This is a genomic window from Pirellulales bacterium, from assembly GCA_035939775.1.
In the GTDB taxonomy this organism is placed as follows: Bacteria; Planctomycetota; Planctomycetia; order Pirellulales; family DATAWG01; genus DASZFO01.
The window spans coordinates 1-26,963 of record DASZFO010000219.1; the positions used below are offsets into that span (position 1 = coordinate 1).

Here is a 26,963-nt window from a genome sequence, read left to right on the forward strand (position 1 = left end):
CTGGCTAGTGCCTGAAATCGCTTTTCGCGCCGATTTAGACGCCCAGAATTTTGGCCGTCACCAGCCAATTAAGTTCGCCCTTGCCCTGAGCGATTTCGCGGTCGAATTCGATCGCGGCCACCGCTCCTTTGGCAAAGCGGATCGTGGCTGTACAATCGCCGACGAGCGCGGCGGTCAATTCACTAACATCCGGAGCGTGACCAACCCAGGCGATTGCTTCATCCGTTTGTCCGGCGCTCCAGTCGATCAACTGCTTAAGTTCGGCGCCAGGGCGCAATTCATCCAATTCCACAAGTTGCGCTGGATCGGATAGATGATTGACGATTAGTTCTGCCGTTTGCCGGCAGCGGATGAGCGGGCTGGTGGCAATCCGCGTTGGCCGGAACCCGCCGACAGTGAGCCGCGCCATCATCCGGCCGAAGCGCTTCTTGCCATCGCCGGTTAGTGGCCGCAAATCGTCGTCCGGAAAGCGCTCGACGTCGCGCACCTCGGCCCAAGCATGGCGAACGATGTAGAGCAGCATCTTCTCACCTCACGCGCCAGAGCAGTCCGTCGTCGATGCCTAATTCCGACTGAAGCGCGCTAATCTGGTGCTTGAATCGCTTGGCGTCGGTCGGATAGCCGGCGGTGGGACGCAATTCCGGCATCCGCTGGCACCAGAAGCGATTGAACGCCAGCATGGCCGCCTCGCGGAGATACTTGCAGGCCATCGACGCCAGCGCTACCGGCAAGAAACTCTCGCACCCAATGCGAAAGCGGACCTCAACGCGAGCTGCTTCCGGTCCCCAGGCATAGGCGCTCTCGATCGGCCCCTCGTCCCGGACCTCGACCAGCCGCTCGCAAAACTGCTGCTGCAATAGTCGGCCGTAGCGATTCCGCCCACCATGCTTGTCGCACAAGATTCGTATCGGCAGCACTGCGAGCCGGTCCATCGCGCGACCAATCAGTTCGAGCGTCAATCGCGAAAGGACCTCGGCCTTGTTGCCGTGCCGTTCCACCAGCTCGTTGAATTCCTCGGGAAAAATGGCTTTGCTGGCAACACTCACTAATCGCACTCCCGCCGTCGCGCAGCCCGAATCAATTGCGGCGACAAGCGGACCAAAGTCGGCGAGATCGGCCGCCAGTGGCAATTCGGCGTTAAATCCAAGATGCCACGGGACAGACTCCAAACGCGCGGCGGCGTCTTTGTCGAGCGTCTGCCAAAGGCCTCGCCAGTCGGTAGGCATCACGTCGATCAGCGCGAGCGCAGCCAACATCCCGCGCTCGAGCGCCGCCAGTCCTTGACCGGGGCTGTAAAGCGCTTTCGAATCGGCCCAGGCCACGCGCGCCGCGTGAGCATCGCGCGGCGAAACGCAGACCACGTCGCCGAGCGAATCATAAAGCCGATCGTCGTCGATCCGATCGTCGATTTCCCAGGTCGTGGCCGAGATCACCAGCGGCCCGAGATTGGGAGCGTAGCCCGCTTCGTCGGTGCCGATGAGGTAATGCATTCAATCGAATTCCAGATAACCGAAACCCTCGGGACGGATTCCGATTGTCGCCGGTTGCGACCAGCTTTGGAAGCCGACACCGGGAATTATCCGTTGAATGTTGGCGGTCCAGGGCTGCCGCCGGTTGGTCGGAGGCCGATCGACGAGTTCGCTCCAGGGAATGGCCGCTTCAGCGGTCCAGGCGCCATCGGCCGTCGCCGCGGCGACAAAGAGATTTGGACGCCAACTGGCGCTGCCCCAACAGTTCGTATTCACCCAGCCACGGTGATCGATCGAAATCCGATACCATGTGGCATAATCCCGATCGGGCGAGAGCAGCAAGTCGATCCGGTCGCGGCGGCCAAGATCGGCGTTTCGCGGCCGAACTCCGTCGGCGGGAGGATACTCGGTCTCGGCCGCTTCTCGGCAGCGGACCGCCAAATAGAGAAACTGCTGATCGTAGGCCATCATCGCCGAGGCAGGCCAATCGGCATCGTCATGTATGGCGCTATGGAGTTCGACCGGCTGAGCTTTTTGCCAAACCGCATCGTCAAGAATTCCATCCAGCCGCGGCCGCGTTACTGCCGGTGCGCATTTCCAGACGCTTTTCGGCGGCATGCCGCGATTCTGCGCGAGGCAGTACTCTCCTTCGGCACATATCCACCAGGCGTCGTGCGGGCCGAAGCGCGCATTTGACAGGCAACGCTCGGCGTCGCGCGCCAGACCGAGCTTTCGGTATGCGGCGGCAAGCGGGAATCGAACCGCCGGCTCGGCAAAAAGTGCGGGATCAGCCCGCTCGATCTGGCGACCCAGTTCTACCGCCAGCTCGGCCGCTGCATCCTTGCGGAATGGATCGCTGCCGGCGGCGGGTGGCACCGTATGCGAGGTCGATTCCGCAGCGGCGCTGATCGGACCGCCGTTCGGAGCTTCGACCGCGGTCGCAAGTTTCACTTCCGATTTCGCTCGTGAGTCGATCGGCAGATTTGCCACCGCTGGCAAGACGGCCGTAAGATTCGGCAACTTCGCCGCGCCGGTTCGATCGGCCGCGACTGTCGAAGTGTAGTATTGCAGGAGCCAAAGCCGGGCCGAGGGCGTTAGCGGATGGTGCGGGTATTGCGTGCTCAGCAATTCCATGGCCTGCTCGGCGGCCTCCCATTGGCCCGTGTGATACGATTGCCAGCCGAGTTGAAAGAGGAGTTCGCCGGCGCTCGATTCGTCGAGATTCGCCGTGAGCGGGCCAATCTGAGCGAGCCAGCGATTCGACGAATCGGTTGAGTGTTTGAGGATCGCTTGCAGATTGTGGCGTTGAGTGGCGGTGCGGCGCAAGGCATCGATCGCCTCGCCAGTCGGTTCGGCGAGCATTCGCCGCGCTCCGCCGCCCGGCTGCAAATTGAGACCGACAAAGAGATCGCCGGTCCGCGAACTCGATCGTTCGTCGGTCCGCAACTGGCGAAAACTGACGGCCTCGGGGGCCGACGAGAACTCGTCGAACAACACCCCGCGCGGCGCGGATGTCGCTTCGGCCAGCGAGCAGGCGAGCCGCGGGGCGAGTTGGCTGCTGGTGATATTGATCGCACTCGATTGACCCGCCGACACGACCGCATATACGCGTTTGACGTGCCATGCATCGGAGTTTCCGGTCCCCTCTCCCTTTGGGAGAGGGTTAGGGTGAGGGGAAGCAGCGATTGACGGCGCTTCGCCCTCACCCCGGCCCTCTCCCAGAGGGAGAGGGAGATTTGCGGCTACGCCGTACTTTTGGTCAGCGGCGTGGTCGATCGCTTGTAGTGTGACGCGCTGAAGAAGTTGGCGAACCGAATCGGTGTGTTCATCGACATCGGATACGACGACGACCTCCGGGCGCCAAGTTCGGATTTGGCGAACCAATCGCGCTTCGAGTTGATCCAGCCCCTTGCCGCCAGCGATCTGGTCCCAAACGGCGGTCGTTTTTTCCACTGCGATATCCAGTCCGCGCTGCCGCAGCGGAAATCTCGATTCGGAGTTCACACCTTGGGCGCCGAGCATGACGAGCGCTTCGTTGGCTCGCGCGGCAAGCGTCGCGTCGTTGCGCGAAGGCGATTCCAAGTCCCGGCGATTGAGCAGCTCGACGGCGCTCAAATAGCCGTCACTCGCCGACGCCTTCGCGAACAATTCCAGCGGCACGTCCCCGGCTTCGCTGAAAATTCCCAACAGCGCGAGATGATCTCCCCCGGCGCGTTGCCGACGCCAAGTCTGCCCGCCATCATCGGTGGCCAGAATCGTCCCAAGCGCGCCGACTGCCCAGCCATGATCGTCGTCTACAAAACAAAGCGAATTGATCGGCAACATTTGCCTGGTCGATTGCACATTCCACGACTTGCCGTCATCGTCGGAATGAAAAACGACCGAGCCGGGCGAACCGGCGATCCATACTTTGGCGCCACGAACAGCAAGGCCAGTGAAATTGAAACCGAGCTGCTGCTCGCCGATTGACAATTCAACTTGGCCAACTGGCCGACCGTCTCGCCTTTCCGATCGTTCGTCGTTCCGATAAACCTGCCCGTCATCACCAACGATCCACTCGATATCGGGGCCCGACAGCTTCAATCGTCGCGATGGAACATATCTCGGACCAGCGAACTCGCCTTGATCGATGTTAAACAGCGATTTCGCCTGTCTTGCGTCGAGCAGGCCGACTTTGCCTTCGACCGAAAGGATTTTCCCAATTCCTGCTGAAGTGAAATCACATCCGGAAATGTCTTCGCCTCCCTCATAGTTCGGTGGAGCGTTGATCGGCGTCCACTCGCGGCCATGATTCTCAGTGCAAAATATGCCCCCGGGGTACAATACGGACGGTGCTCCGATCGCCCAACCGTGCGCTGAATCTTGAAACTTGATGCAATGGATTCTGGGCATAAGCAGTTTTTCAAGCTGCTTCCAATGTTGCCCGCCATCGGTCGTGCGCAGAATTGCACCTGTCGAAACCAGCATGTAGGGGAGCGTGGATCCGCCCGCGGCCCAGCCGTTTTCGGCATCAACGAATTGCACCGATTCCAAGCGGCAATCAACGCCGGATGACTGCTGCTCCCAATGCCCCCCGCCATCCGCCGTGTGCCAGACGACGCCCCAGTCGCCCACTGCCCAGCCCCGTTTCGCATCAATAAATGTCACGTCGTTGATGCAGGCGTCCGGCCGGGCGACGAGACCGATCGGATTGCCCGGCGGCGGGTCGGGCGGACTATCGGCGGGGACCGCCGGCTCAGCCGTTGCACGGCTGGCAATGAGCGCGAGCGTCAGGGCCGCGATCCAAAGAATTTTGGTCAGCGAAATCAGACTTCGCCCTTCGGCAACACGGCATTGTAGTCGTCCGTGACCAGACATGAAGGTTTCACCTTATGCAAGGGATGACCCGCTGGTTATAGTCGGAGGCGCGAATTCTAGCCGATTTATCGGTAGAAGCCCTAGATGAGTGTTTGAACTGAAGAATCCGACGCTCGCAGCATCGGCCACGTGGGCGACGCTGCCAGCGTCGGCAACCAATCGGAATGCCTGGCGATGTGGAATGAAATCCTCCTCTGCACGACGGCCCTGTTAGCCGGGATGGTGAATTCCGTGGCTGGCGGCGGCACGTTGCTGACGTTCCCCGCGCTCATGGCGGCGCTCGCTGCCTCGCCGAGTTCCGCCGTGCTCGCAAAGGGGGTCGGAGTACTGGCCAATGGCACCAGCACGGTCGCACTTTTGCCCGGATCGGCGGTAGCCGCTTGGGAATATCGGGGTGAGTTCCGTAAGGCCGGTCGGTGGTTTCTATTGCTTTTGGCGCCGAGCGTCGTCGGCAGCCTGACTGGAGTGCTGCTGGTCACGCGATTGCCAAAGGAGACCTTCGAGGCGCTCGTTCCGTGGTTGATTCTGTTTGCCGCGATCCTGTTCGCGCTTCAACCGCGGATCACCCGCTGGATCAAGGTCGGCGTACCACACGAGCGCCCTACCTGGCCACGGCTGGCGGGGATCCTCGCGTTCCAATTGCTCGTCGCGTTATACGGCGGTTATTTCGGCGCGGGGATAGGCATCCTGATGCTGAGCGCGCTGGCACTGATGGGGCTAGCCGATATTCATGTGATGAACGGCGTTAAGAATGTGTTGGCCACTTCGATCAACGCAGTCGCAGCCGCAGTATTCGTCATCGGCAACGTCGTCGATTGGCGACTCTGCTTGCCGATGATGGCGGCAACCATCGTGGGCGGATTCCTCGGCTCGCGAATCGCGCAGCGCTCTAATCGGGCAATCGTCCGCCGAGTGGTCGTGGCGATCGGTTTTTCGCTAGCCGCGTATTACTTCTACCGCCAGTTTCGCGGATAGATCGAACTCACAGCTTGCTATCGTCGATCGCCGCACCGTCGGAACGGTTGCACAAGTTAGCCAGCGTTTGCAGATCGATCGAGAAATTGAGCACCATCGTGTGGGCATCACAAAACGAAACACAGAACCCGCTGGAATGCGGGCTGCCGAAATTCCAGTTCGATTTGACAGCAATGGTATCCATCTTGGGTGGATTCGTGTTCGAGGCAGCCGTCGTCGATGGATTGAAGACGAACCGATTCACGTCAGCGTCGAAACCACAATCCCAGCCATCGTTGTCGCCGCCATAGTTGTTGGCGCCGGTGTCGAGGCCGCTATCATAGTCGTCGGAGCTAAGGTATTTCTCTCCCACTAGGAGAGTGACGCTCGCGCCGTCGGTGATATGAGCCATCTTAATCGTGCTGCGGCAATAGCAAACGCCGGATGTCGCCGCCGGCCAAAAACTCGTAGCTGCCGAATCCCCCTGGGAAAGCGTCGACGGGCCCGCGAACGCTTGCATTGGATAATTGTCGCCTCCATTTGCCGCGTAATCGGTCTTTCCTGCTAAGGGAAGCTGCGACGAAGTAATCGTGGCTGTCAATCCTCCAACCGTGAAACCTGAATCGGTATATGGCCGCGCGGCGAGGCTTCGGCGGCTTGGGCAAGTGAACATTACGAGCGGCGTCGCCGCCGCCTTGGCCACCGCAATTGCCTTAGTCGCGTCACTGGTCCCACTGCCAGCGCTCCAAAGAGGCTGTTGTTCGAGGAACGGCAGGAGGTTGTAAAAGAACCCGCCGGGTTGCTTCACGTCATGCCCACGGTCCGGATCGCCAATCCACGAGTATCCCCACCCACCGGCCGGCAGAAAACCATACTGGGCCTCGTGGTTCAAACTCGCCTTTCCCAGATTCTGTAGGTTATTGAGACATTGAGTCCGCCGCGCAGCTTCACGCGCGGCATTCACCGCCGGCAACAACAGTGAGATCAGAATGCCGATGATCGTGATCACCACTAGCAATTCGACCAATGTAAAACCGGCCGCAAAGCGGCGGCCTGCCACGGGACGCAAGTAAATTCGTTTCATGGAGATGCTCCTCTGGCCGACCCCTGCCTCTTCAATCGAGCAATCCAGATCAATCTGAGGATCAACGCCCGGATTCTCGAACCGCCTTGCACAACTGGATTCTATGCCAAAGCCAATCGGCATTGCAACTGAAATCTTATGCCCGGCCGAATTCTTCGCGATCGCGATCGGGCGGTTGCCGCTGATTGAGTCAGGCGAGGGCGCCTGACCTACGACTGTGGCGCATCCAGTTCGGCATGGACCCGCTGCCACGCATTTTGGACGACCTGCTCTGCCGCGGCGGAGATTAGCGGGCGGCTAATGGTAGCGACTAGACCCTTGAGTTCGACAATGCTCGCCGACCAAGTGAGCTGGCTCCCGGCTGGCGTAGGGACGATTTGCAGGTCACTCGCCACTAGAATCTGGGCGCCGATCCCGGCGGCCGCCGCGGTCATCGTCGCCGATTCGGGCGGGCGGGTGTCAACGAGCGAAATCGTCAACCTCAGCGTGCCGCGAAGAAACGAGAAGCCCGGCCGAACGACGCACTGCAGCGTTCGCTCGTCGATTTGCTCGGATGAGACCAAATCTGGAATCGTCTTGGAAAGCTGGCCGAGATCGGTGAGCGCGGCGAATAATCGCTTTGGCGGCACCGAAAACATTTCCGTGCCGCCGAATGTGAGTGGAGACGCGGGCATTTCTAGATCTTATCAGGCCAGCAGAATAGCCGCACGGTGTTGCCGTCCGGATCGTGGGTCACGACCGCCCGAAAGCCCTCGGGATCGCGCTCGGGGCGCGAAACGCGCGAGCCGGCCCGCGTGAGCCGATCGGTCACCGCCTCCAGGCTATCCACTTCAAAGCCGAGGCTCCAGCGGGCGCTCGCCGGTCCGGGGCTGCGGCGAGAGATCAGGGCCAGCCGCGTTTCGCCGGCTTCCAGCAGGGCATATCCCTCTTCAACGACGCGGACCATCACGCGCAGGCCCAACGCCTCGCGATACCAGCGGACGCTGTTCTCCCACTGGGCCGTTCGTAGCTCGATGCAGTACAAACCCGGACTTCGGATGGTCATGCCAATCGTCCCGCCTGGTGACAAACTCCGCATCCCACCTTACGCGGTCAATTCGATTTGTGATCGTTCGTGGTCGATCGCTTGCAGTCGCCGCGGATGGACGAATCGATTAACCCGGAGCCAGCGGCGACGGATCGTGCCCCAAGCATGCAGACCAATCAGGCCCCGTGAACCCGCACCCGCCGCAAACCCACCACAGTGAATGAGAAAACGTAGGTTTTTTTCGACACTCCGGCCGGTGGTTTTTCTCGGAAATCCGCCCAATTCAAGCTGACATTGACCCCCCAGCGGCTTTCACTAAAATGTTGCGATTCTTGAGGTTAATGCGAGTAGAGGGCGATGACGAGCGACTCCCCACAGGCTGACCACGGCGATACGCATGCGATGCTCGTCGCGGCCCGCCGCGAGAAGATCCGGCGGCTGGAAGGTTTTGGGATCGACCCCTGGGGAAGCCGATTCGACGGCCATCAGTCCATCGGCGAGATTCGGCGGCGGGAGTCGGAAATCGTGGTCTCGCCCCCGCCCCCCGGCACGGAAGGCCGGCAAGGCGAGCAGCACGGCCCGCGAGTCCGCGCCGCCGGCCGGATCGTCTTGATGCGCGATACGGGGAAGCTGATCTTCCTCGATATTCGCGATTGGTCGGGACAGGTCCAACTCTATATCGGCAAGAAGCAAGTCGGCGACGCCAACTGGGCCGTCGCGCAATGCTTCGATCTTGGCGACATTATCGGCGTGGACGGCGAACTCAAGCATACGCAAAAGGGCGAACTTACGATCTTTGCCGACGGCTTGCACTTTCTGACCAAGTCGCTTGAGCCGCCCCCCGACAAGCATCATGGCTTGACCGATCCCGAATTGCGGCAGCGGATGCGATACCTCGACCTGATTCATGGGGAAGGGGTGCTCCGGCGGTTCTTGGACCGCACTAAGATCGTGCAGTCGATCCGCAAGACGCTCACGGGAGAGGGCTTCGTCGAGATCGAAGGTCCGACGCTGCATTCGATCGCCGGCGGCGCGGCGGCGCGCCCCTTTATCACGCACCACAACGCGCTCGATCTCAAGCTCTATCTGCGGATTGCCCTGGAATTGCACCTCAAGCGGTTGATGGTCGGCGGCATGGAGCGGGTTTATGAACTCGGCCGAGTTTACCGGAACGAAGGGATCAGCCCGCGGCACAATCCCGAGTTCACTATGCTCGAGTTGTATCAGGCCTACGGCGACTACCGCTCGATGATGGACCTGACCGAACGGGTAATTGTCGAAGCGATTCGCGCGACCGGGCAAGCGCTGAAACTCCCCTGGGGCGAGAAAACGATCGACTTCACGCCCCCCTTCGCCCGCCGGACATACGACGAGCTTTTTGCGGACGTCACCGGAGTCGCCGCGAGCGATCAGGCCGCCGTGCGCGCGCTGGCCGAGCAGATCGGATTCAACACCGCCGACAAGCATCCGGACGTGATCAAGAGTGAAGTCTTCGAGGAGCGGGTCGAAGACCAGCTTTCGGGTCCGATATTCGTCATGGACTATCCGGCCAGCATCTGCCCGCTCACGAAACGCAAGCGCGACAATCCGGCGGTCGCCGAGCGGTTCGAGCTGTACGTGCAAGGGATGGAAATCGCCAATGCCTATACGGAACTGAACGATCCCGACTTGCAAGAACACCTTTTCCGAACGCAGTTGCAGGGGCTGGCGGCGGAAGAGTCGATGGCCAAGATGGACCACGATTTCGTCCGCGCCCTCCGCCACGGCATGCCGCCAGCCGGTGGGCTGGGCATCGGCATCGACCGCCTGATCATGCTGCTCACCAACTCGCAGACGATTCGAGATGTGATCCTGTTCCCGTTGCTGCGGCCGGAGACGTAAAGCTCATGTACAAATTCCTGCTTTGCTGGCGGTATCTGCGCACTCGATACATCGCCTTGGCGTCGATCGTCAGCGTGATGCTCGGCGTGGCCACGATGATCGTGGTCAACAGCGTCATGGCCGGCTTTACCCATGAGATGCGCAACCGCATCCACGGAATCCTTTCGGACGTCGTGTTCGAGCACTACGGTTTGGAGGGCTTCCCTGACGCCGATTGGCACATGCAGCGGATTCAAGCGATTGCCGGCGACTCGATCGAAGGGATGACCCCGACCGTCCATGTGCCGGCCATGCTCAGCTTCCAATTTGGCGGGCAATACAGCACGCGGCAGATCATGTTCATCGGCATCGACGAGCGAACGCATTCCCAGGTGAGTGATTTCGGCAAATACCTCCAACATCCGCTCAACCGGCAGCAGCTTTCGTTCGATCTGCGCGACGGCGGCTACGACACGCGCGATCATCAAATGGGGCCGGAAGCGCCGCTACGGACCGACATGGAAACAGCCGGATGGAAATGGCGGCAATATCGGCTCGATCAGCAGCGGCGGTGGGAGGAGCTTGCGCGCCCGAGAGGAGAGGCGACGAAGACTCCAATCAATCCATTCGAGACGGCCGACGGTTCGGGCAAGTCCACTGTGCCGCCGGAACAACTTGGGCCGCAAGAATCGAATCGCGCATCCAGCGATATCTCAACGGCCGTCTCGCCGATTGATCCATTTCGGAAGGCCCACTCGCAAGAGTCCGACAAGCGACCCGATCCGGCCGGCGAGCAATTCACGGGCATCATCATGGGCATCGCGCTGGCGAGCGTGCGCGAGAAAGACGGGGCCGATCATTTTCTCCTGCTGCCGGGCGATGATGTCATCGTGACCTTTCCCAATGCGGGCGTTCCGCCCAAGGTGATCCATAGCAGCTTCACGGTCGTCGATTTCTACGAAAGCAAGATGAGCGAATACGACGGCAGCTTCGTCTTCGTGCCGATCCGCAAGCTGCAAGAGCTGCGCGGAATGATCGATCCGCAGACCGGAGTGGCGAACGTCTCATCGATCCAGATCAAGCTCAAGCCGGGCGCCGACGCCGACGCGGTGCGCGACAAGCTGCGCGCCGCATTTCCCGGTTATCTCATTTCCACGTGGCAAGACAAGCAAGGCCCGCTCTTGGCGGCCGTGCAGATGGAAAGCGCCGTGCTCAATATCCTGTTGTTCATGATCATCGCGGTGGCGGGCTTCGGCATCCTGGCGACCTTCTTCATGATCGTCGTCGAGAAGACCCGCGACATCGGCATCATGAAATCGCTCGGGGCGTCGGCTCGCGGCATTTTGGGCATCTTTCTGGCCTATGGGCTGTCGCTGGGGATCGTCGGCTCAGGAGTTGGCTGCGTGATTGGACTGCTGTTCGTGCGGTACATCAACACGATTCGCAGCGCGCTGGAGGCGATCACCGGACAGAAAGTGTTCGACCCGTCGATCTATTATTTTTACAAGATTCCGACCATCGTCGACCCGTTCACGGTCGGCTGGATCGTGGTCGGTGCATTGTTGATCGCCGTATTGGCCAGCGTGTTGCCGGCCCTGCGCGCGGCGACGCTGCACCCCGTGGAGGCCTTGCGCTATGAGTGAGTATCTGCGGCTGCGAGCGATTGAAACTGCCCGTCGCCCGCCATCGAGCGGCGGGCCCCACGTTGCTCTAGAATCGTTCCAAGTGGGAGATGCGGCGGCGGCCATTGACCCGGTTATCCCACGTCCGCTCGCTCCGGCCGAACTGGCCGCGATTTCCCTCAAGAAAAACTACCGCAAGGGACCAGTCGAGATTCCGGTGCTCGCGGGGGTCGATCTTGAAGTTCGCTCTGGGGAGTTTCTGGCGATTATCGGTCAAAGCGGTTCCGGCAAAAGCACCCTCTTGCACCTGCTCGGCACGCTCGATGCGCCGACTTCCGGCGAAGTCCATTTCGACGGCCAGCGAATCGACAATCTTCCCGCCGCTCAGCGCGATCGGCTGCGCAATACTTGCTTCGGAATGATCTTCCAGTTTTATCACCTCCTGCCGGAATTAACGACGCTCGAAAACGTCCTCTCGCCGTTGATGATCCGTCACGGAATCTGGAGCTACCGACGCCGACGCCGGGAGCACGTTCAGGCCGCCCGCGAGCTGCTGGAACTCGTGGGGCTTTCGCATCGGCTCAAGCACCGTCCGCGTGAACTGTCCGGTGGCGAGATGCAGCGCGCAGCGATCGCGCGAGCGCTCATTTCCGGTCCGAAGGTCCTGTTGGCCGACGAGCCTACCGGCAATTTAGACGTGGAAACCGGCAAAGAAATCCTGAGAATCTTGCGAACCTTGAACCGCACTCAGAACCTCTCTATAGTCATGGTGACGCATGACACGGCCATCGCCGCCGAAGCTGATCGCGTTGTCCGACTCGCCGCCGGGCGGGTCGAAAGCCTATAATTTGCTCATGCAAATCTACATCAGCGGCAAGCTGGTCGACCGCGAGAACGCCAAAATCAGCGTTTTCGATCACGGTCTCTTATACGGCGACGGCGTCTTCGAGGGGATGCGAAGCTATTCTGGCAAGGTCTTTCGGCTCGACCAGCACCTCGATCGGCTCTGGAACTCCGCCCGCGCCATCTGGCTCGAAATCCCCATCGGTCGCGAGGCGATGTCGAAAGCGGTGAACGATACGCTCGCCATGAACAAGATTCGCGACGGCTACATTCGACTGATTGTTACCCGCGGGGCAGGCACGCTGGGACTCGATCCCAATCGGACCAGCGATCCGCAGGTGATCGTCATCACCGATCACGTCACGCTCTATCCCGAGGAGTTCTATCGCAACGGCTTGGAGATCGTCACGGCGAGCACCACCCGAAATCATCCCGCTGCGCTCAGCCCGCGGATCAAATCGCTCAACTATTTGAACAACATCCTGGCGAAGATCGAGGGGTTGAAAGCCGGCTGCATCGAAGCCCTGATGCTCAACCACAAAGGGGAAGTGGCCGAGTGCACCGGCGATAACATCTTCCTCGTCCGCGGCGGCGTCCTCCTCACCCCTCCGCTCGATGCCGGCATTCTCGAAGGGATCACCCGCGACGCCGTGATCGAATTGGCCCGCGAGACCGGCCGCCAGGTGCGCGAAGTCCCGCTGCTGCGGCACGATGTCTATATCGCGGAGGAATGCTTCCTGACCGGCTCGGCCGCCGAAATCATCCCGGTCGTAAAACTCGACGACCGTCGCATCGGCGACGGCAAGCCAGGCCCCATTACGCGGGATCTAATCGAGCGATTCCGTACACTGACGCGGGCGTAAATGATGCAGCGGCTTCTCGATTTCGGCGAGGGACGATCACGCCGGCCTCAGAAATGCCGCGCTCAACTCCTGAAATGGATTGGAAACAAGCAGCGATTCGCACCTGAAATTGTTTCATTCTTTCCGGCCAGCGTTGGAACATATTTCGAGCCGTTTCTGGGCAGCGCCGCCGTGCTTGCGACTTTGGCGCCGCGTCGCGCGGTCGGATCAGACGTTTTTCGCCCTTTGGTTGAGATTTGGCAGACGCTGCACACCGACCCTGCGAGGTTGAATCAGTGGTATTCCGAGCGTTGGCAAGCGTTGACGGCCGGTGACAAGGTCGCGGAATACGAGAAGATCAAGGCCTCATACAATGCTTCGCCAAATGCGGCCGACTTGCTTTTTCTGTGCAGGTCGTGCTACGGCGGGGTAGTTAGATTCCGCAAGGCGGACGGCTACATGTCAACACCCTGCGGAATTCATGCGCCGATCAAACCGCAGGCGTTCGCACGCCGAGTAGAAGAATGGCGGAAGCGGACCGCTGGCGCCGAATTTCGCGTGACGGACTTTCGGGAGGCAATGGCCGGTGCGGCGAATGGGGACCTCGTTTATTGCGACCCGCCTTACCGCGATAGCCAGGCAATCCTTTATGGCGCGCAGGCCTTCGATCTTGCGAATCTGCTTGAGTCTATTCGAGATTGCAAGTCCCGCGGGGTTTATGTCGTGCTCAGCATCGACGGAACGAAACGATCTGGAAGTACATCCTGCAACATTTCTATTCCAGAGGGCTTGTTCAAACGAGAAGTGTTCGTGAATTGCGGTCGGTCAATGCTGCGGCGCTTTCAGATGGGCGGAAAGACGTTGGAGAGCGAAATCGTCGCGGACCGCCTGTTGCTGACCTATTGATGCTCAATAATCCGTCGCCGCGAACTTTCTGGCCGAGGCGAAGAGGATGTAGCCGGTGAAGGCCAGCGAGGTCAGCACGGAGAGCCAGATCGAGAAGCCGTGGGCGGAGAGCGACTGCATGTCGAAGACCGGGCCGAAGAAGTCCTTCGCGCCGAGCGCGTTGTAGAGGAGCATGCCGAAATCGGCTGGCTTGGGCAGAATCCAATAGCCTAGATCGACAAGCCAGTTGACGGACGATGAAAAATGGCCGTCGGGCATTAACTGCGCGCTGGCGGCCAGCGCATGTCGCCCGTAGTTCATCCCCCAGGCGACGCACCAGAATAGAATCGACCCGAACACGCACACAACCGTGCTCCTCGTGCAGACTGCCAGCAACAGCGAGACGCTGAAGAACACCGCGAAATGCAGCAGCAGCAGCGGAATCGCGAACAGGTACGTTGCATCCCAAATGCCGGTCCGCAGCCCGATCGCCAGCCATGTGCCGCCGACGAACAAGGTGGCGTGAAACAGCACGAACGCCAGCACGCCAAGGTATTTTCCGGCCAGCAGCACCCAGCGCGGCGCAGGCTTGGCCAACAGTACGCTGACGCTGCGGCCATCGAGGAATCCGGGCAGGAAGCCGGCGGTCCAGATGAGCGTGAGCAGCAGCCCGAGCGTGTCGGCGACACCGCCGGCAAGGAGCAACTGCAGGAAATGGACTGCGTGGCGATCGTCGCGTTCGAGTGGAATTCGGATCGCGCCGAAGGCCAGCGTCAAGTCGCCGCCTACCACCGCCACGCCCGATTGCTTGAGCTTGGCAGCATCTTTGGCGTCCGGAACACTCTTGGGCAGAAAATCCGGATTCTCGCCAGGGGCGGCCAGCGCCGACGATCCTTCGATCTTCACGCTCAGGCAAACGCCGATCGTCAGCACGCTGACGGCCAGCAGAATCCAGAAGATGCCGTAGGCGAGCGATTGGCGGAACGTGTCGCGAATGAGCCAGCGGATGGTGGACATGGCGGAGGTCGAATTTCAGAGGTCGTTCGTTAGCCGGTTCGCTTGCGAACCGGAGTTGGTTCAGGGAGTCTCGACACCGGGATCGCGCTACGGTTGCGCCCCCGCGTAAAACGGTTCGAGGGCATCTTCAAACGACGATGGCGACGGCTGATCTTGCGTGCCATCGACAATTTCGCCTTTCAAGTCGGCGACGTGACCGATGAAGCCGACGCGGCCGCCCTGCAGCACCGCGACGCGGTCGCAAAGCCGCTCGACGTCGGAAAGCAAGTGCGACACCAGAATCGCCGTGTGCCCCCTCTGTTGCCGTTCGCGAATCACATTGTGCAGGAGCCGCCGCGCGGCGACGTCCATACCTTCCGATGGCTCGTCGAGCACGAGTAATTCCGGATCGTTGACGAGCGCCTGGGCCAGGGCCAGCCGTTGCAACATCCCTTTACTGAATCGGGCGATCGGCTCGCGGCTTCGGTCAGCCAGTCCGAAACGCTCGAGCAACTCGCCAGCCCGGCGGCGCACGATCACTGCCGGTTGCCGAGAAAGCGCCCCGTAGTACTCCAAGAGGTTTTGGGCGGTAAGGTAGCGCGGAAATGCCTGGCTTTCGTGGACATATCCGACGCGGGCCAATGTGCTCCGCTCCTTCCAATGTCGCCCGAGCCGCCAGATTCGACCGGATGTTGGGCGGCAGATCGAAAGCAGAATCTTGACCAGCGTCGTCTTGCCGGCGCGGTTCGGGCCAATCAGGCCAAAGACCTCGCCGGCCGAAATCGAAAGACTCACGCCGTCCAAGGCCCTCACTCCGCCTCGGCCAAATAGCCGGGTCGAGAAGACTTTAGTGATGTCTTCAAAACGAACCGCGGTTTTTTCTTGTGCAAATCGCATTCCGCCGCCGTTGCTTAGAGGTGAAACGAATCCGCTACAGCCGTTCCATGAATTTCAAGAATCCCGCGTCGAGCGAAGTCCAATTGTCGCCAAATGTCGACGTGAAATCGGCAATGCGCTGCGGAGCCGGGTAGGGGGCGAACGCCGCATGCGACGCTGTCTTGCTAAGGAAATGCGCATAGCTGGCGGGCTCCGTTTCCGTCAAATAGAACGTAAGCGCCCAGGACTCGGCAAAGGCGGCCAATGTGTCTTGTTCAAATCGGATATCGGACGCGATCAACTGCTGGATTGCTCCCGGCCGTCGGCGGGCCAGATACTGACGAAACTGTCGAAGCCTTGCGCGATTGATACGATGGCTTTGGTCTGGATAGTCGTTGGCGTCCCACACGCCGCGGGCCTCGAATAACAGTCCCATTCCTTCGCTCAACCAGCGCGGCGGCAGCACGAAGCGGTTGTGAATTCCCAGATTGAAGGCGACCTGATGGGCCGCTTCGTGGACCACGGTCGGGGCGCCATGTCGCCAATCGGAAGTGGTGGTTTTGCCGGCCCCGATGTCGAGAACTGCGACGCGATTCGTTCGCGGGAGGTAATAACCGACCGCCCCTTGCGGCAGCGCGACACCCTCTTCAACGCAATAGTGCAAAAAGTCGTCCTTATCGGTGAACACCGTCGCGACCAATGGAAATTCCGGCCTGCGTATCGAAACCCCGCGCACTTTGAAGTATTCCACGAATTGCGCGTACATTTGCTCGAAGCGGTCGGGCCACACCTGCCCCTGCCCGACTGGATGGCCCACGACGTAGTGGTCCGTCGTTTGGAACTCAAACCGACCTCCGAACTCCGCTTCCAGTCGCTCTTTAAGTTCCCCAGCCGCGTACGGCTTGAAATCCGGGGAGGTCTGACGGTAGTTTCCCGCGCCGGAAGGTGAGAAGTCCCACAATTGCCCGTCGCGCGACAAAAGGCGCACGTGGTCGTCGGCCCAGGTCAGCGGCGCACCTTCGACGAACCGTCCTCCGACGACTGCCGCGATCGTAAAGCGCGGCGGTTCCGCGGCTGGCGCCCGATTCCAGGCCGTCCACAAGAGGAAACTGACGAGCATTGCTCTCATTGGATCAACGATATCTGGACACCGCTTTGAAGGATTTTGGTGAAGGCCTGTTGCAGCCCGGAGACCATTTGCGTTTGATTGCCGTTGATGATCTTATAGCTTGGCATTCCGTCGTTGACGTTGCCGATGACCTCCATGCCATTGAGCGTAGCCGTGTTCGCCGCCGCCGACGGATCGCTGGGATCGAAATAGGGCCCAAACCCAATGCAATGGATCAAGAGCGGCTTGGAGGCGGTCGAGTATCCTGGCGAACTGGCCGAATCGAGCGCCGCCAATTGGGTACAGACGCTGTTGATCGGCGTGACGACCGACGGATCGTTGTTGCTGTAGCCATTGATTCCCGAAGGGAACTCGCTGCCCGATGGGCTACCATAGTTGTAGCGCACTTTGTAATACGAATTATAGGCGCCATTATTGCTGAACGACGCGGTGGCCGTAGTGTTTGGAGCGCCGTCGGTCTCGAAGATGACGATTTTCTGAGCGCCCTTTCGACCGTTCCCGCCGGCGTCGCCGGCGGGTTGGCCGGTGCTGTAGCTCGTCAAAGTCGTGTTGGCGCTGAACTGGTTGTAAGCCAACATCAGCGCATAGGCATAACAAGTGCCACCGGTCGCGCGCGGCACTTCGATATTATTGGAATCGTAGGGCGTGACCGTCGCGGAGGAGTTACCGACAGTCGATGGCGGATACCAAAGCGACTCGATCATATTGGAATAACTGCGACCCAAGCCCACGCGGACACGGTTGAATCGCGTGTCGTCATTTTCACTCGAATCGGACCTTGGCGTGCTGAAGAAAATCAGCGACACCATATCGTTGGGATGATTATTCGAGATGTCAGTCAATGCCGCCTGGATACCCAGCTTGCAGGCATACAAAGGGGATTCGTGGCAGGTTCCTGGCCACCAATCGTACCGCGAGCAAGACGGGTTGACGTTGTACCAAATGTTATAATTGCCGAGGAAATCGACCATCGACAGCGGACCGAACCAGAAATGCAGCTTTGGACGAAGCGGGTTGTCGCCGTAGTGCATGAATGGTTTTGGCGACCCGCTCAAGCTGCTCTTGGCCGTGATCTTGACCGTGCCCCAGGAATAATCCGCGCCGTAGCCGGCCAGCCCGGTATTGCCGTCGACGAGCGTCTGCCACGTGCCATCGTTGTTATCAATCAGCCCAAGGCAATAGTCGATGTAATCCTTCCAGAACCGCTCGTCGAGATTGGTCGGCGGATTCGCCGATGTATTGATGCTGCTGGGGATCGTCGTGTAGTAGACGATCCGTCCCGAACGCATCGTTGAAGGAAACGGGTTAGGGCCGATGTTTTTGATCCAATTCAAGATCGCCGTGTAGTTGATATCGTAAGTCGAGCTGCCGGGTTGTTGCCAATTGCCGCTGCCGTCCCAGAGCTTTGAGTTGTCATCCATCGCGGTGTTGGTACCGTGGTAGAGGAAATACCGCTTGCGCCAATCGTTGGTCGTGCCATCGCTGCCGTTGGTCGGATCGGGTGGCCAACTGAAGAACGTCTTGCCGTAATAGCCCGGTCCCTGCACATAGCGCGAACAGCCCGACGTCATGCTGTAAGCCGCATAGCCGCTGGATTCGTATGTGGCGTCGCGAGTTGAGTTGCCGGGACTGGCGATATTGAGCACCTGGGCCAGCGTTTGCGCGTACGTGCTGCTGGTGTTCTTGCTGGTCTTGAGCGGCGCGTCGCCAGCCGGAGTGGTCGCGTAGGTGCTGGAAGCGGTGGTGAACGCCGCGGTGCCGCTGGAGTCCTGATAAAAGTCAGCGCAGACGGGCGGATGGCCGTCCGTCGTGGTCGTCGTAAGGTTCGCGGCGTCAAACGGAGAGGTGAACGTCGTGGCCTGCATTCCGGCCGATGCACTCGAATAGGCGCCCCACGTGGGATAATTGCTGTCGGGATTGTTCGACGAACGGTCGCCATAGTACGGCGCGCCGGTGAGGCTCGAAAACCGCATTGAGCCGGTGAAGTCCATGACGACGGCAATATCGCGCGGGCGATGCACCGCGGTCGAATAGGTCGTGATGCTGGCCGGCGTGAAGTTGAAAATCTTGGAAAATGCCAATTGCCCCGTGATATTGGCCGTGACCTGGGCCTGTACCAGGGTCCAATTGTCGGTCGAAGGACCTGGGAATTCTCCTTCAAACTGCTTGGTCGACGTGTCGTAGGTGTAGCGGCCGATGTTGATGGTGGTCTGGGCGCTGGTCACCTGCTTACCAAGAATTGAATTGTTGGTGGCGGACTCAATCGCTTCCGGCGAGGCGCTGCTGTAGTTATTCCCCGACGAGCCATTGAGCGCGCGGGCCCCGGCCATCGCCGCCGAATCGGCCGCCGCCTGGCATTGCGTGCGGGCCATTGCCACCAAGCCCAGGTCGATCGCCAGCGCCAGGAACGAAAACAGCGCGATCAGCGTAAGGACAAACAGCACCAACACGATCCCCTGGCGCCGCCTTCGTCGATGATTCTTTCGCATGGTGTTCACCTTGATTTGTCGGCTTCAGTTGCTTTCGCTGCGCATCACCGATTCGGCAGTGATGGGGATTGTGCTGGCCATATGGAGGAAGGTCGGCAACAAGGAAGCGAAATTGCCGGTGATTTTCACCGTGATCCATTGGCCGGATTGCGTGCTTTGCCAAGCGTTGCCGTTATTATTCCCCAGTGCGTCGGAGCCATAGACCGAAACGGCTTGGCTCGCCAGCGCTTGGCCGGCGAGCGTGTTGGTGACGATGGTCGTCACATCGGACGTGTTGTTGCCGTAGGTCGTGCCATTGAGCACAACCGGATTGGTGTGCATCACGGCATAGCGGCATCCCTCGCGGGCGGCGTTGTTCATGATTTGCAGCAGCATCACGTAGCGCGAGTATTCCAGGATGCCGAATAGAAACAAAAGCGTCATCGGCAATGTGATGGCCGTCTGCACCAGCGTCGATCCGCGCCGGGCTGCGCGGCGCCGGGCACGATGCCGTTTGTGCGGAGATAGTCTAATTGCACGCATTCCGGCCTCGCTAATACGGGAGCGTCGTGCTCACAGTCACTTGTGAGTTGTTCGCCGATTGCCAGTAAACGCTCGTCGAAAGTTGATTGACGGAGGTGATCTGATTCAGCAAGTTCCACCGCAGGCTGTTGAACGCCGCGCCGGAGGGGATCGTCACCGTCACCGTGAACGGATCGAGCGGCAGCGCCGCATAGGGATCGGTCCAGCCCGTTGTGGCCAGGCAAGTCACGGAGACTTGGGAACCGGTGACGGCGGCCGAGGGGAAGCCGGCGGCGGTCAGATAGTTCTGCACTGCCGTTTGGACGGTCGCGACTGTAACGGCGGTGCCATTGACGTAACCGCCGGCGGCGACTCGGGCGCCTTCGCGAGCGGCATTGTCCATGATCTGGCTGATCTGGATCATTCGCCCGACTTCCCAGACGCCGAGCATCAGCGTGAGCATGATCGGCATGACAAACGCGGCCTCGACCACGGCCGACCCGCGCCGCCGTTTGGCGGAGCGAAGCCGCGAACGCTGCATGACTCGCGATTTGCCGTGCGTTCGGACTGTTTCGGAAATGTTCATCGCTCTGATTGGTTGGGAAGCGCCGAAGTGTACTCCTTGCGCTCCGCGTACGGACGACCACCACGCGCGAGCGCGACAAGCACACTGCCGGAAGAGGCAATTTGGAATCCTGCGACTGAACTCTAGGTCGCAAAACAGATGTCGTCAAACGCCGTCGAGATTCGGCGATGTACGAAGGCCAAAGTGCGAAGTACGAAAGAGTTTGAAACTTCTGCGAACGGCGATCACTCGCGGATCAGATCGCGCACGGTCATGCCGGCAGGAATCATCGGCAACACGTGTTCCTGGTAGGGCACCTCCACGTCGAGAACGAACGGCCCGTCGTAGGCGATCATCTCGCGCAGGGCGTCGGTCAGTTCCGATTTCTTCTTCACCTGCCGCGCCCCGCAGCCGAAGCCCTTGGCGATCGCGACGAAATCGGGATAGCGCTCGGAAGGGCCAAGGCCATTCCCGTCGCCAGTCGCCTCGGGATGATCGATCGGGCCGAGATAGGTATGCGCCCGATTTCCCTTGAAGAACCGGTCTTCCCATTGCACGACCATGCCGAGATGCTGATTGTTGAGCAGCATCACCTTGACCGGCAGCTTTTCGCAATAGCACGTGGCCAATTCCTGGATGTTCATCATGAAGCTGCCGTCGCCATCGATATCGACGACCAGCTTGTCGGGATGGGCCGCCTTCGCTCCCATCGCCGCAGGCAGACCAAAGCCCATCGTCCCGAGGCCGGAGCTGGAAAGCCAGGTCCGAGGGTGCATGAACTTGTAGAACTGCGCGGCCCACATCTGATGCTGGCCGACGCCGACGGTGATGATCGTGTCTTCCCCGCGCGTCAGCCGCGACAATTCGGCGATGGCATGCTGCGGCAGGATGCCGTCGAACGATGTGTCGTAATGGAACGGATCGCTCCGCTTCCATTCGGCGATCTGCTGGTGCCAGGGGGCAAGATCGGCGACCGGCCGCTCGACGATCTTATTTAACTCGCCCAGCGCGTATTTCAGATCGCTGACAATCGGGATGTGGACCACCTTATTCTTATTGATCTCAGAGGGGTCGATATCGACATGGACGATGAAGGCGCTTTTGGCGAACTCCTCCTTCTTGCCGGTCACGCGATCGTCGAACCGCACGCCGAAGGCCAACAGCAGATCGGCCCCGTCAACGGCGTAGTTCGAGTAAACGCTGCCGTGCATCCCTAGCATGTCGAGCCAGAGCGGGTCGTCCGACCGAATCGCCCCGAGACCCATGACGGTGGTCGTGATCGGGATGCCCGTCTTGTGAACGAGCGTTCGCAATTCTTCGCTGGCGCCGCTCAAGATAATACCGCCGCCGGCATAAATCACCGGCCGACGCGCGCGCTTGATCGCCGCCGCGACTTGGGCAATCTGCTCCGGCTGAGCGCGGCGCGTTTCGACGCGATAGCCGGGCAGGTTCATTGGCACGTCGTAGTCGGGCACGACCTGTGCCTGCTGCACGTTTTTCGGCAGATCAACCAGCACCGGACCGGGCCGGCCGGTCGTGGCAATGTGAAACGCCTCGCGCATCACGCGGGCGACATCGTTCACATCGGTCACCAGATAATGGTGTTTTGTGATGCCACGGCAGACTTCGACGATCGGGGTTTCCTGAAAGGCGTCGGAGCCGATCACCGGGGTTCCCACCTGCCCGGTGAGCGCGATGAGCGGGATACTGTCCATCTTGGCGTCGCCGATGGCGGTGACGAGATTCAGCGCTCCTGGGCCGCTCGTGGCCATGCAGACGCCAGGCTTCCCGGTCGAGCGGGCATATCCCTGGGCGGCGAAGCTGCCCCCTTGCTCGTGCCGCGGTAGAATCGTGCGGAGAAGGTCTTTGAAGCGCGTCAGCGATTGGTGGAGCGGCATGCTCGCACCACCCGGATAGGCGAAGATCACGTCGACGCCGTGGTTTACCAGTGACTGGACCACAACATCCGCACCGGTCACAAGTTGATTAGCATTGCGGGTTTTGGTCGCAGTCGCCACGTTTTTACCTCGTCTCGGAAAACAGACAATTCCAGCACCCACACCGCCAAACCATCTAAGATACGCCGCCGCGTTGCGACTGGCAACGGGACTGCGGTTTCATTTGGATCGCAATGACCTTCGCCCGACCGGCGTGCGGATGCAAGGTTCGGCAGATTTCGGCTAGATTGATGCGACGATCCACTCGTCTCCTCACACAAATAGGAGCCAGTCCGATGAACCAGACTTGCGAACGATTTACAACCGTTTTTGGTAGACTCTCTTGGGACTGATCTTTCTGATGAGCAGCGCCGACAATCTATGGCGATCCAAGGTTCAGCCTGCGTCGGCCGGAAATGAACGAAAGTAAAATCTCGATCGCCTCATCGCGACAACCGGACCGCCCAATAACTCCACACGGGCGAATCCGGTTCTGATTGTCGAGCGGCGGCCAGCACCGCGAGCGCATCGAGCTGGCGTCCGGCGGTCGCGAGAAATTGAATCCAGGTTCGATAGACATGTCGCCGATTGGCGTGAAATGGCTCGTGATCGGGCGCGATGTCGAGCCCCTGCGCCAAAAGATCCGTGGCCGCGCGGTAGTCGCCGTGAGCGCATTGGGCGAGTGCCCAATTGTTGATCGACGCCAGCAGATTGCCGTGGGCCGTCTCATTCTCCGCATCGAGCGCCAAGGCGCGCAGGTTGACGGAAACTGCCTCGGCGAACCTATTCTCGCGCAGCAGATCGACGCCGCGGTTGTAATAGATTACGGCCACGAGTTCCGTTGGGCGTATTTCTCTGGGGTCAGTCGGCCGGCCGATGCCGCGGCTATGCGCGATCGCCGCTAGCTCTGCCTCACGCCGCATTGCCGCGGTAAGCTGGAACCAATTCGGGCAAGTCGTTTCGACGTCGATCCGCTGGCCATCGATGACCATCGCGCACATGGCGTGCCGTGGCCGTTCAACGGCATGGACGATCAGCCCGCAATCGGTTGCCAAGGCGGTGAACATCACCGTAGCGCTCGCACAGTTGAATGTGCCGTCGTCAAAAACGCGCATCAGCTCGGTGGCTCGCGGATCGTAGCCACCGGTGAGAATCTCGCCGTGCATGAACTCGAATAGCGCCTCCGACCGACGCCCCGGCGACTGTTCGTGTTCCGAGATTTGGCGCGCTTGATCGCGCCACTCGATGTATCGTTGTCGATAGCGCTCGAGATCATCAGCCCGATCAACGCCGCTGGCGACCAGGGCCGCCTCGATCAGTGTGAATTGTTGGAACTGCCCGGCGACCGGATCGGCCAGCATCCGCGATTCCAGCGGCGAAAGCGGCAACGGATCGGGAAAACCGACCGCCGCGTGCGCCGGTTGCGATCCCGAAATCGCCAACAGGCAGCCGATCGCCAACGCGGCAAATCGATTGATCGGCATGTTGAATCGGACGGTGCTCACGCGGAATGATTGCGATCGACTCGCCTCGTTTGGCTTCTTAGTCTGACCGAGAAGCATACGTTGCAAAAACGCAACGCGTGTCGGCGTGCTCGTCGCGCGAAACGTCCGGAGTCCGCGGCGCTTGCCGGTCGTCAGGATTCTTCCGGCAGATGATGGCCGAGCTTTTCGCGTTTGGTGGCGATATAGCGGGCGTTGTGCTCGTGCACCGGCGGCAGAATTGGCACCTGATCGACAACCTCCAGGTCAAAACCGCCATAGATGAAGGCGTCGGTCTTCTTCGGATTGTTCGTCAACAACCGCACCTTCGACAGCCCGAGGTCCTTCAGCAATTGAATCCCGATCCCGTAGTCGCGGGTATCGGCCTTGAAGCCAAGGGCTAGATTCGCTTCGACCGTGTCGAGCCCGTCGTCCTGAAGCTCGTAGGCCTTGATTTTCTCGATCAAGCCGATGCCGCGCCCTTCTTGCGGCAAGTAGACCAGCACGCCCGCGCCCTCGCGACCGATCATGTCGAGCGCCATATGAAGTTGGTCGCCGCAATCGCAGCGGAGCGAATCGAGCAAGTCACCGGTGAAACACGAGGAGTGCAACCGGACGAGCGGCGCGACGGCTTTCGTCGGATCACCCATCACCAGCACGATGGGCTGCTGCGACTCGTATTTCACGCCATACGCAATCAGCTTGAATTGGCCATACCGCGTCGGCAACTTGGCCTCGGCAATACGAAAGACGAGCTTCTCGCGCACCCGGCGATAGCGGATCAGTTCCTCGATTGAGATGATCTCGAGCCTGTGCTGCCGGGCCAGCTCGAACAGCAGCTTTCGATTCGCTCGATTTCCTTCGCCGTCGAGGATTTCGCACAGAACGCCCGCCGGCGCCAACCCGGCCAACCGCGCGAGATCGACCGCGGCTTCGGTGTGACCCGCGCGGCGGAGCACGCCCCCTTCCTTGGCCACCAGCGGGAAAAGATGCCCTGGGCGGACGAAATCCGTCGGTTTGCTGGTTGGGTCGAGAATGGACCGAATGGTGCGAGCCCGCTCCTGGGCGGTAATTCCCGTTTTCGACGTGCGATGATCGACCGGCACGGTGAAGCAGGTGCCCAACGGGGCCGTGTTCGATTCACACATCAAGGGAATCTTGAGCCGTTCGCAAACCTCGGGCAGCAGCGGCATACAAAGCTGCCCGCGGCCGTGCGTGATCATGAAATTGACGATCTCCGGCGTGGCCTTTTCGGCCGCTCCGATGAAATCCCCTTCGTTCTCGCGGTCTTCGGCGTCGACCACGATCGCCACACCTCCGCGGCGAATGGCGGCGACTGCGGCATCAATCGTAGAAAAATGGCTCGTCATCTCAAATCTTCCTCCTGTTGACCATTATAGGTTCGCTCACCTATGTTGCCAGCAGTGCTGTGTCGGGGTTGGAGCGCAATGATGTGAAGGACTGAGCTTTGAATCCTTCGGATGTTTAAGCCGTTCAAGCCTTCGCATTGATGTATGTCTCGCGTTCGACCATCGATCAGTTCGAACAATTACGACGTCACACCTGTAGCATAGCCATCCCATGCTCGAGCGCGAGGAATACGTCGAACAGGCCCATTTGTTCCATACGCTGGGGGAACGGATGCGGCAAAATATGGCCGTGCAAGAGTTGTTGACCTCGATCAAGGAGGAGATTCTCGCCACGACCCGGCTGCCGATGGCGATGGACTATCTGGCCGCCGAGTTGAAGCTGATCGGGATTTTCTCCACGGCAATGGCGAAGCTGGCCCATTATTTTACGCCGTTTCAAACCTTTGTGGTTGCCGAAGCGGAGAATGAGAGTGGCAAGTTCGATCTCGGCGTGGCGCTCAAAATTCTCGAGCGCGAGTCGCATTATAGGGCAGCCGGAGCGACCCCGCAGGGCATATTCCTCTACCAATTCGAATGTCTCTGCCGCAATCGGCTGGGCTACGACCGCGGCTTGGACGCGGTGGCTGGCGATCCGATCTTCACGGCCGACTGGCGCGATTGGATTCTTACTGTCCGCCGGCAGGTCGGCATCATTGACTTCGCCGATATGATCTATGTCCGTAGCGAGCGCTATTTGCACGACCGAAAGCGGCAGGGGTTCACGGCCGATGACGAGGCGGGCAAGCCAGCATTATTTGGAGAGCGTGAAGGACGAATCGCTTGGGCCAATCGACGCAAGGATCCGCTGCTATTGTTTGCAGCCCTCCATCGCCAGTTGGGCTATCCAGCAGTGCCAAGGCTGGAACCGATTGATCGCAGCCCCGAGATTATCCCGAGCATGTTGCGGAGGATGGAGCGGCTGGAGACGCGGATCAAGTTGATCGAGGAAGAGCAAAGGGGGGGTATCGATTTGACCAAGTTTTTCGGTCCCTCCAACGAAACTGGTGAAAAGGGCTAGTTCCAACGCGAAAATGCCTGGAAATATCGGGCCTTTTTAATAGGTCTGGGAGTGTGGCAAAAACTTGCTAAAATGGCTTATAATTGCGGTACCGGTGAGACCGGCGGCGGCCAACTGGATCGATTGACGTTATTGAACACGTGCAACGCCGAGCCGTGTCTCTTCGGGGAGCTACGGTGAACACAGCAGGTGGGTGCTTTTCGGAACGGTCGGCCGACGCCGATCCGATTGAATCTGCGGACGATCCGCAAGACCCGTGTCTTGGCGGTCGCTCGTCTATGCCCGCACGCCGCCGCGACCGCCCTCTCAGCGCTCTGTGGCCGATCCTTTTATCCGAGTTCGCGCGAATTCCGCGGCGTGATTCGCGATGGAACCGAGGGATTCTGTTGAATTCCGTTACGGGCGAACTGCGATCCAGCATTCCAGCGAGCGAACTGTGCCCAGGCCCATTCGGCGCTTACGTCGCCCGCCGCACACGGAATACGACGAGAATTAAGGAAATCCATCCATGATCCAGCAGACCGAGGCCCCACAGCCTCTGAAGTCCGTCAAACCGGTCGTGCAACTCGAAGACGCTACCGTTCGCTTTTGCGGCGATTCGGGGGACGGAATGCAATTG

General features: G+C 60.1%; 22 protein-coding genes. 7 read left to right on the forward strand and 15 right to left on the reverse strand.

The annotated features are described in order from the left end of the window. Positions 1–34: 34 nt before the first annotated feature. Genes sixA through VGY55_13635 form a run of 3 tightly spaced genes read right to left on the reverse strand, consistent with a single transcriptional unit; the run spans position 35 to position 4,826 of the window. Entirely contained in the window at positions 35–523 is a 489-nt protein-coding gene (gene sixA, locus VGY55_13625; GenBank protein ID HEV2971007.1) for a phosphohistidine phosphatase SixA, read from the reverse strand. Between the two features lie 4 nt (positions 524–527). Further along, a complete protein-coding gene (locus VGY55_13630) occupies positions 528–1,490 on the reverse strand; it encodes a hypothetical protein (GenBank protein HEV2971008.1) in 963 nt (320 codons plus the stop codon). Beyond that, positions 1,491–4,826 carry a hypothetical protein gene (locus tag VGY55_13635; GenBank protein HEV2971009.1) on the reverse strand — a complete coding sequence of 1,112 codons (3,336 nt, stop codon included), beginning with the start codon at positions 4,824–4,826 and terminating at the stop codon, positions 1,491–1,493. Positions 4,827–4,955: 129 nt separating this feature from the next. On the opposite strand from VGY55_13635, the gene VGY55_13640 reads away from it, so the two are divergent. Next, positions 4,956–5,801, forward strand: coding sequence for a sulfite exporter TauE/SafE family protein (locus tag VGY55_13640; protein ID HEV2971010.1), 846 nt, complete (start codon positions 4,956–4,958; stop codon positions 5,799–5,801). Positions 5,802–5,808: 7 nt separating this feature from the next. Here VGY55_13640 and VGY55_13645 read toward each other — a convergent pair whose 3' ends face one another. The 3 genes from VGY55_13645 to VGY55_13655 all read right to left on the reverse strand — a co-directional run bounded on the left by VGY55_13645 (position 5,809) and on the right by VGY55_13655 (position 7,909). After that, complete coding sequence (locus VGY55_13645; GenBank protein ID HEV2971011.1) at positions 5,809–6,864, reverse strand: DUF1559 domain-containing protein; 1,056 nt, start codon at positions 6,862–6,864, stop codon at positions 5,809–5,811. Positions 6,865–7,073: 209 nt separating this feature from the next. Beyond that, positions 7,074–7,538 (reverse strand): SRPBCC domain-containing protein, encoded by a 465-nt coding sequence (locus tag VGY55_13650; GenBank protein HEV2971012.1) that lies wholly within the window; start codon positions 7,536–7,538, stop codon positions 7,074–7,076. Positions 7,539–7,540: 2 nt separating this feature from the next. Then, positions 7,541–7,909, reverse strand: a complete 369-nt coding sequence (locus VGY55_13655; protein HEV2971013.1) for a VOC family protein — start codon at positions 7,907–7,909, stop codon at positions 7,541–7,543. A gap of 339 nt (positions 7,910–8,248) precedes the next feature. On the opposite strand from VGY55_13655, the gene lysS reads away from it, so the two are divergent. From lysS to VGY55_13680, 5 genes are read left to right on the forward strand one after another with little or no spacing between them, the layout of a single operon-like run. Continuing rightward, positions 8,249–9,772 (forward strand): lysine--tRNA ligase, encoded by a 1,524-nt coding sequence (gene lysS / locus VGY55_13660; protein ID HEV2971014.1) that lies wholly within the window; start codon positions 8,249–8,251, stop codon positions 9,770–9,772. Between the two features lie 5 nt (positions 9,773–9,777). Further along, positions 9,778–11,394, forward strand: a complete 1,617-nt coding sequence (locus VGY55_13665; protein ID HEV2971015.1) for an ABC transporter permease — start codon at positions 9,778–9,780, stop codon at positions 11,392–11,394. Continuing rightward, the gene (locus VGY55_13670) at positions 11,387–12,220 is read left to right on the forward strand and encodes an ABC transporter ATP-binding protein (protein HEV2971016.1); all 834 of its coding nucleotides are present in this window, start codon (positions 11,387–11,389) and stop codon (positions 12,218–12,220) included. Before VGY55_13665 ends, VGY55_13670 begins: the two co-directional genes overlap by 8 nt. A 1-nt stretch (position 12,221) precedes the next feature. After that, a complete protein-coding gene (gene ilvE / locus VGY55_13675; GenBank protein HEV2971017.1) occupies positions 12,222–13,079 on the forward strand; it encodes a branched-chain-amino-acid transaminase in 858 nt (285 codons plus the stop codon). 3 nt (positions 13,080–13,082) lie between these two features. Continuing rightward, complete coding sequence (locus VGY55_13680) at positions 13,083–13,964, forward strand: DNA adenine methylase (protein HEV2971018.1); 882 nt, start codon at positions 13,083–13,085, stop codon at positions 13,962–13,964. 3 nt (positions 13,965–13,967) lie between these two features. Here VGY55_13680 and VGY55_13685 read toward each other — a convergent pair whose 3' ends face one another. From VGY55_13685 to ribB, 9 genes are all read right to left on the reverse strand, one after another. Further along, on the reverse strand, positions 13,968–14,960 hold the full coding sequence (locus VGY55_13685) for an ABC transporter permease subunit (GenBank protein HEV2971019.1): 993 nt from the start codon (positions 14,958–14,960) through the stop codon (positions 13,968–13,970). An 87-nt stretch (positions 14,961–15,047) separates the two neighbouring features. Continuing rightward, complete coding sequence (locus VGY55_13690; protein ID HEV2971020.1) at positions 15,048–15,734, reverse strand: ABC transporter ATP-binding protein; 687 nt, start codon at positions 15,732–15,734, stop codon at positions 15,048–15,050. A gap of 136 nt (positions 15,735–15,870) precedes the next feature. Further along, positions 15,871–16,944 (reverse strand): DUF1570 domain-containing protein, encoded by a 1,074-nt coding sequence (locus tag VGY55_13695; GenBank protein HEV2971021.1) that lies wholly within the window; start codon positions 16,942–16,944, stop codon positions 15,871–15,873. After that, the gene (locus tag VGY55_13700) at positions 16,941–19,433 is read right to left on the reverse strand and encodes a pilus assembly protein TadG-related protein (protein ID HEV2971022.1); all 2,493 of its coding nucleotides are present in this window, start codon (positions 19,431–19,433) and stop codon (positions 16,941–16,943) included. The genes VGY55_13695 and VGY55_13700 overlap by 4 nt, the downstream gene beginning before the upstream one ends. Before the next feature lie 24 nt (positions 19,434–19,457). Beyond that, positions 19,458–19,955, reverse strand: a complete 498-nt coding sequence (locus tag VGY55_13705) for a TadE/TadG family type IV pilus assembly protein (protein ID HEV2971023.1) — start codon at positions 19,953–19,955, stop codon at positions 19,458–19,460. A 10-nt stretch (positions 19,956–19,965) separates the two neighbouring features. Next, positions 19,966–20,520, reverse strand: coding sequence for a TadE/TadG family type IV pilus assembly protein (locus tag VGY55_13710; protein HEV2971024.1), 555 nt, complete (start codon positions 20,518–20,520; stop codon positions 19,966–19,968). 224 nt (positions 20,521–20,744) lie between these two features. Then, positions 20,745–22,517: a biosynthetic-type acetolactate synthase large subunit gene (gene ilvB / locus VGY55_13715; GenBank protein ID HEV2971025.1), complete on the reverse strand. Its 1,773-nt coding sequence runs from the start codon at positions 22,515–22,517 to the stop codon at positions 20,745–20,747. Positions 22,518–22,879: 362 nt separating this feature from the next. Beyond that, positions 22,880–23,920: a tetratricopeptide repeat protein gene (locus VGY55_13720; protein ID HEV2971026.1), complete on the reverse strand. Its 1,041-nt coding sequence runs from the start codon at positions 23,918–23,920 to the stop codon at positions 22,880–22,882. 152 nt (positions 23,921–24,072) lie between these two features. Beyond that, positions 24,073–25,287, reverse strand: a complete 1,215-nt coding sequence (ribB, locus tag VGY55_13725) for a 3,4-dihydroxy-2-butanone-4-phosphate synthase (protein HEV2971027.1) — start codon at positions 25,285–25,287, stop codon at positions 24,073–24,075. A 211-nt stretch (positions 25,288–25,498) separates the two neighbouring features. Here ribB and VGY55_13730 point away from each other — a divergent pair, with 211 nt between their 5' ends. Further along, on the forward strand, positions 25,499–26,344 hold the full coding sequence (locus tag VGY55_13730) for a hypothetical protein (protein HEV2971028.1): 846 nt from the start codon (positions 25,499–25,501) through the stop codon (positions 26,342–26,344). The last annotated feature ends 619 nt before the right edge of the window (positions 26,345–26,963 follow it).

Bases quoted from the DNA above. Each gene is read 5' to 3' on its own strand.
- VGY55_13670 (HEV2971016.1), top strand. From the start codon at position 11,387: ATGAGTGAGTATCTGCGGCTGCGAGCGATTGAAACTGCCCGTCGCCCG.
- VGY55_13730 (HEV2971028.1), top strand. From the start codon at position 25,499: ATGCTCGAGCGCGAGGAATACGTCGAACAGGCCCATTTGTTCCATACG.
- VGY55_13720 (HEV2971026.1), bottom strand. From the start codon at position 23,920: ATGCCGATCAATCGATTTGCCGCGTTGGCGATCGGCTGCCTGTTGGCG.
- VGY55_13685 (HEV2971019.1), bottom strand. From the start codon at position 14,960: ATGTCCACCATCCGCTGGCTCATTCGCGACACGTTCCGCCAATCGCTC.
- VGY55_13650 (HEV2971012.1), bottom strand. From the start codon at position 7,538: ATGCCCGCGTCTCCACTCACATTCGGCGGCACGGAAATGTTTTCGGTG.
- VGY55_13700 (HEV2971022.1), bottom strand. From the start codon at position 19,433: ATGCGAAAGAATCATCGACGAAGGCGGCGCCAGGGGATCGTGTTGGTG.
- ribB (HEV2971027.1), bottom strand. From the start codon at position 25,287: ATGACGAGCCATTTTTCTACGATTGATGCCGCAGTCGCCGCCATTCGC.
- VGY55_13680 (HEV2971018.1), top strand. From the start codon at position 13,083: ATGCAGCGGCTTCTCGATTTCGGCGAGGGACGATCACGCCGGCCTCAG.
- VGY55_13635 (HEV2971009.1), bottom strand. From the start codon at position 4,826: ATGTCTGGTCACGGACGACTACAATGCCGTGTTGCCGAAGGGCGAAGT.
- VGY55_13630 (HEV2971008.1), bottom strand. From the start codon at position 1,490: ATGCATTACCTCATCGGCACCGACGAAGCGGGCTACGCTCCCAATCTC.
- VGY55_13710 (HEV2971024.1), bottom strand. From the start codon at position 20,520: ATGAACATTTCCGAAACAGTCCGAACGCACGGCAAATCGCGAGTCATG.
- lysS (HEV2971014.1), top strand. From the start codon at position 8,249: ATGACGAGCGACTCCCCACAGGCTGACCACGGCGATACGCATGCGATG.
- VGY55_13695 (HEV2971021.1), bottom strand. From the start codon at position 16,944: ATGAGAGCAATGCTCGTCAGTTTCCTCTTGTGGACGGCCTGGAATCGG.
- VGY55_13645 (HEV2971011.1), bottom strand. From the start codon at position 6,864: ATGAAACGAATTTACTTGCGTCCCGTGGCAGGCCGCCGCTTTGCGGCC.
- VGY55_13655 (HEV2971013.1), bottom strand. From the start codon at position 7,909: ATGACCATCCGAAGTCCGGGTTTGTACTGCATCGAGCTACGAACGGCC.
- VGY55_13705 (HEV2971023.1), bottom strand. From the start codon at position 19,955: ATGCGTGCAATTAGACTATCTCCGCACAAACGGCATCGTGCCCGGCGC.
- sixA (HEV2971007.1), bottom strand. From the start codon at position 523: ATGCTGCTCTACATCGTTCGCCATGCTTGGGCCGAGGTGCGCGACGTC.
- VGY55_13665 (HEV2971015.1), top strand. From the start codon at position 9,778: ATGTACAAATTCCTGCTTTGCTGGCGGTATCTGCGCACTCGATACATC.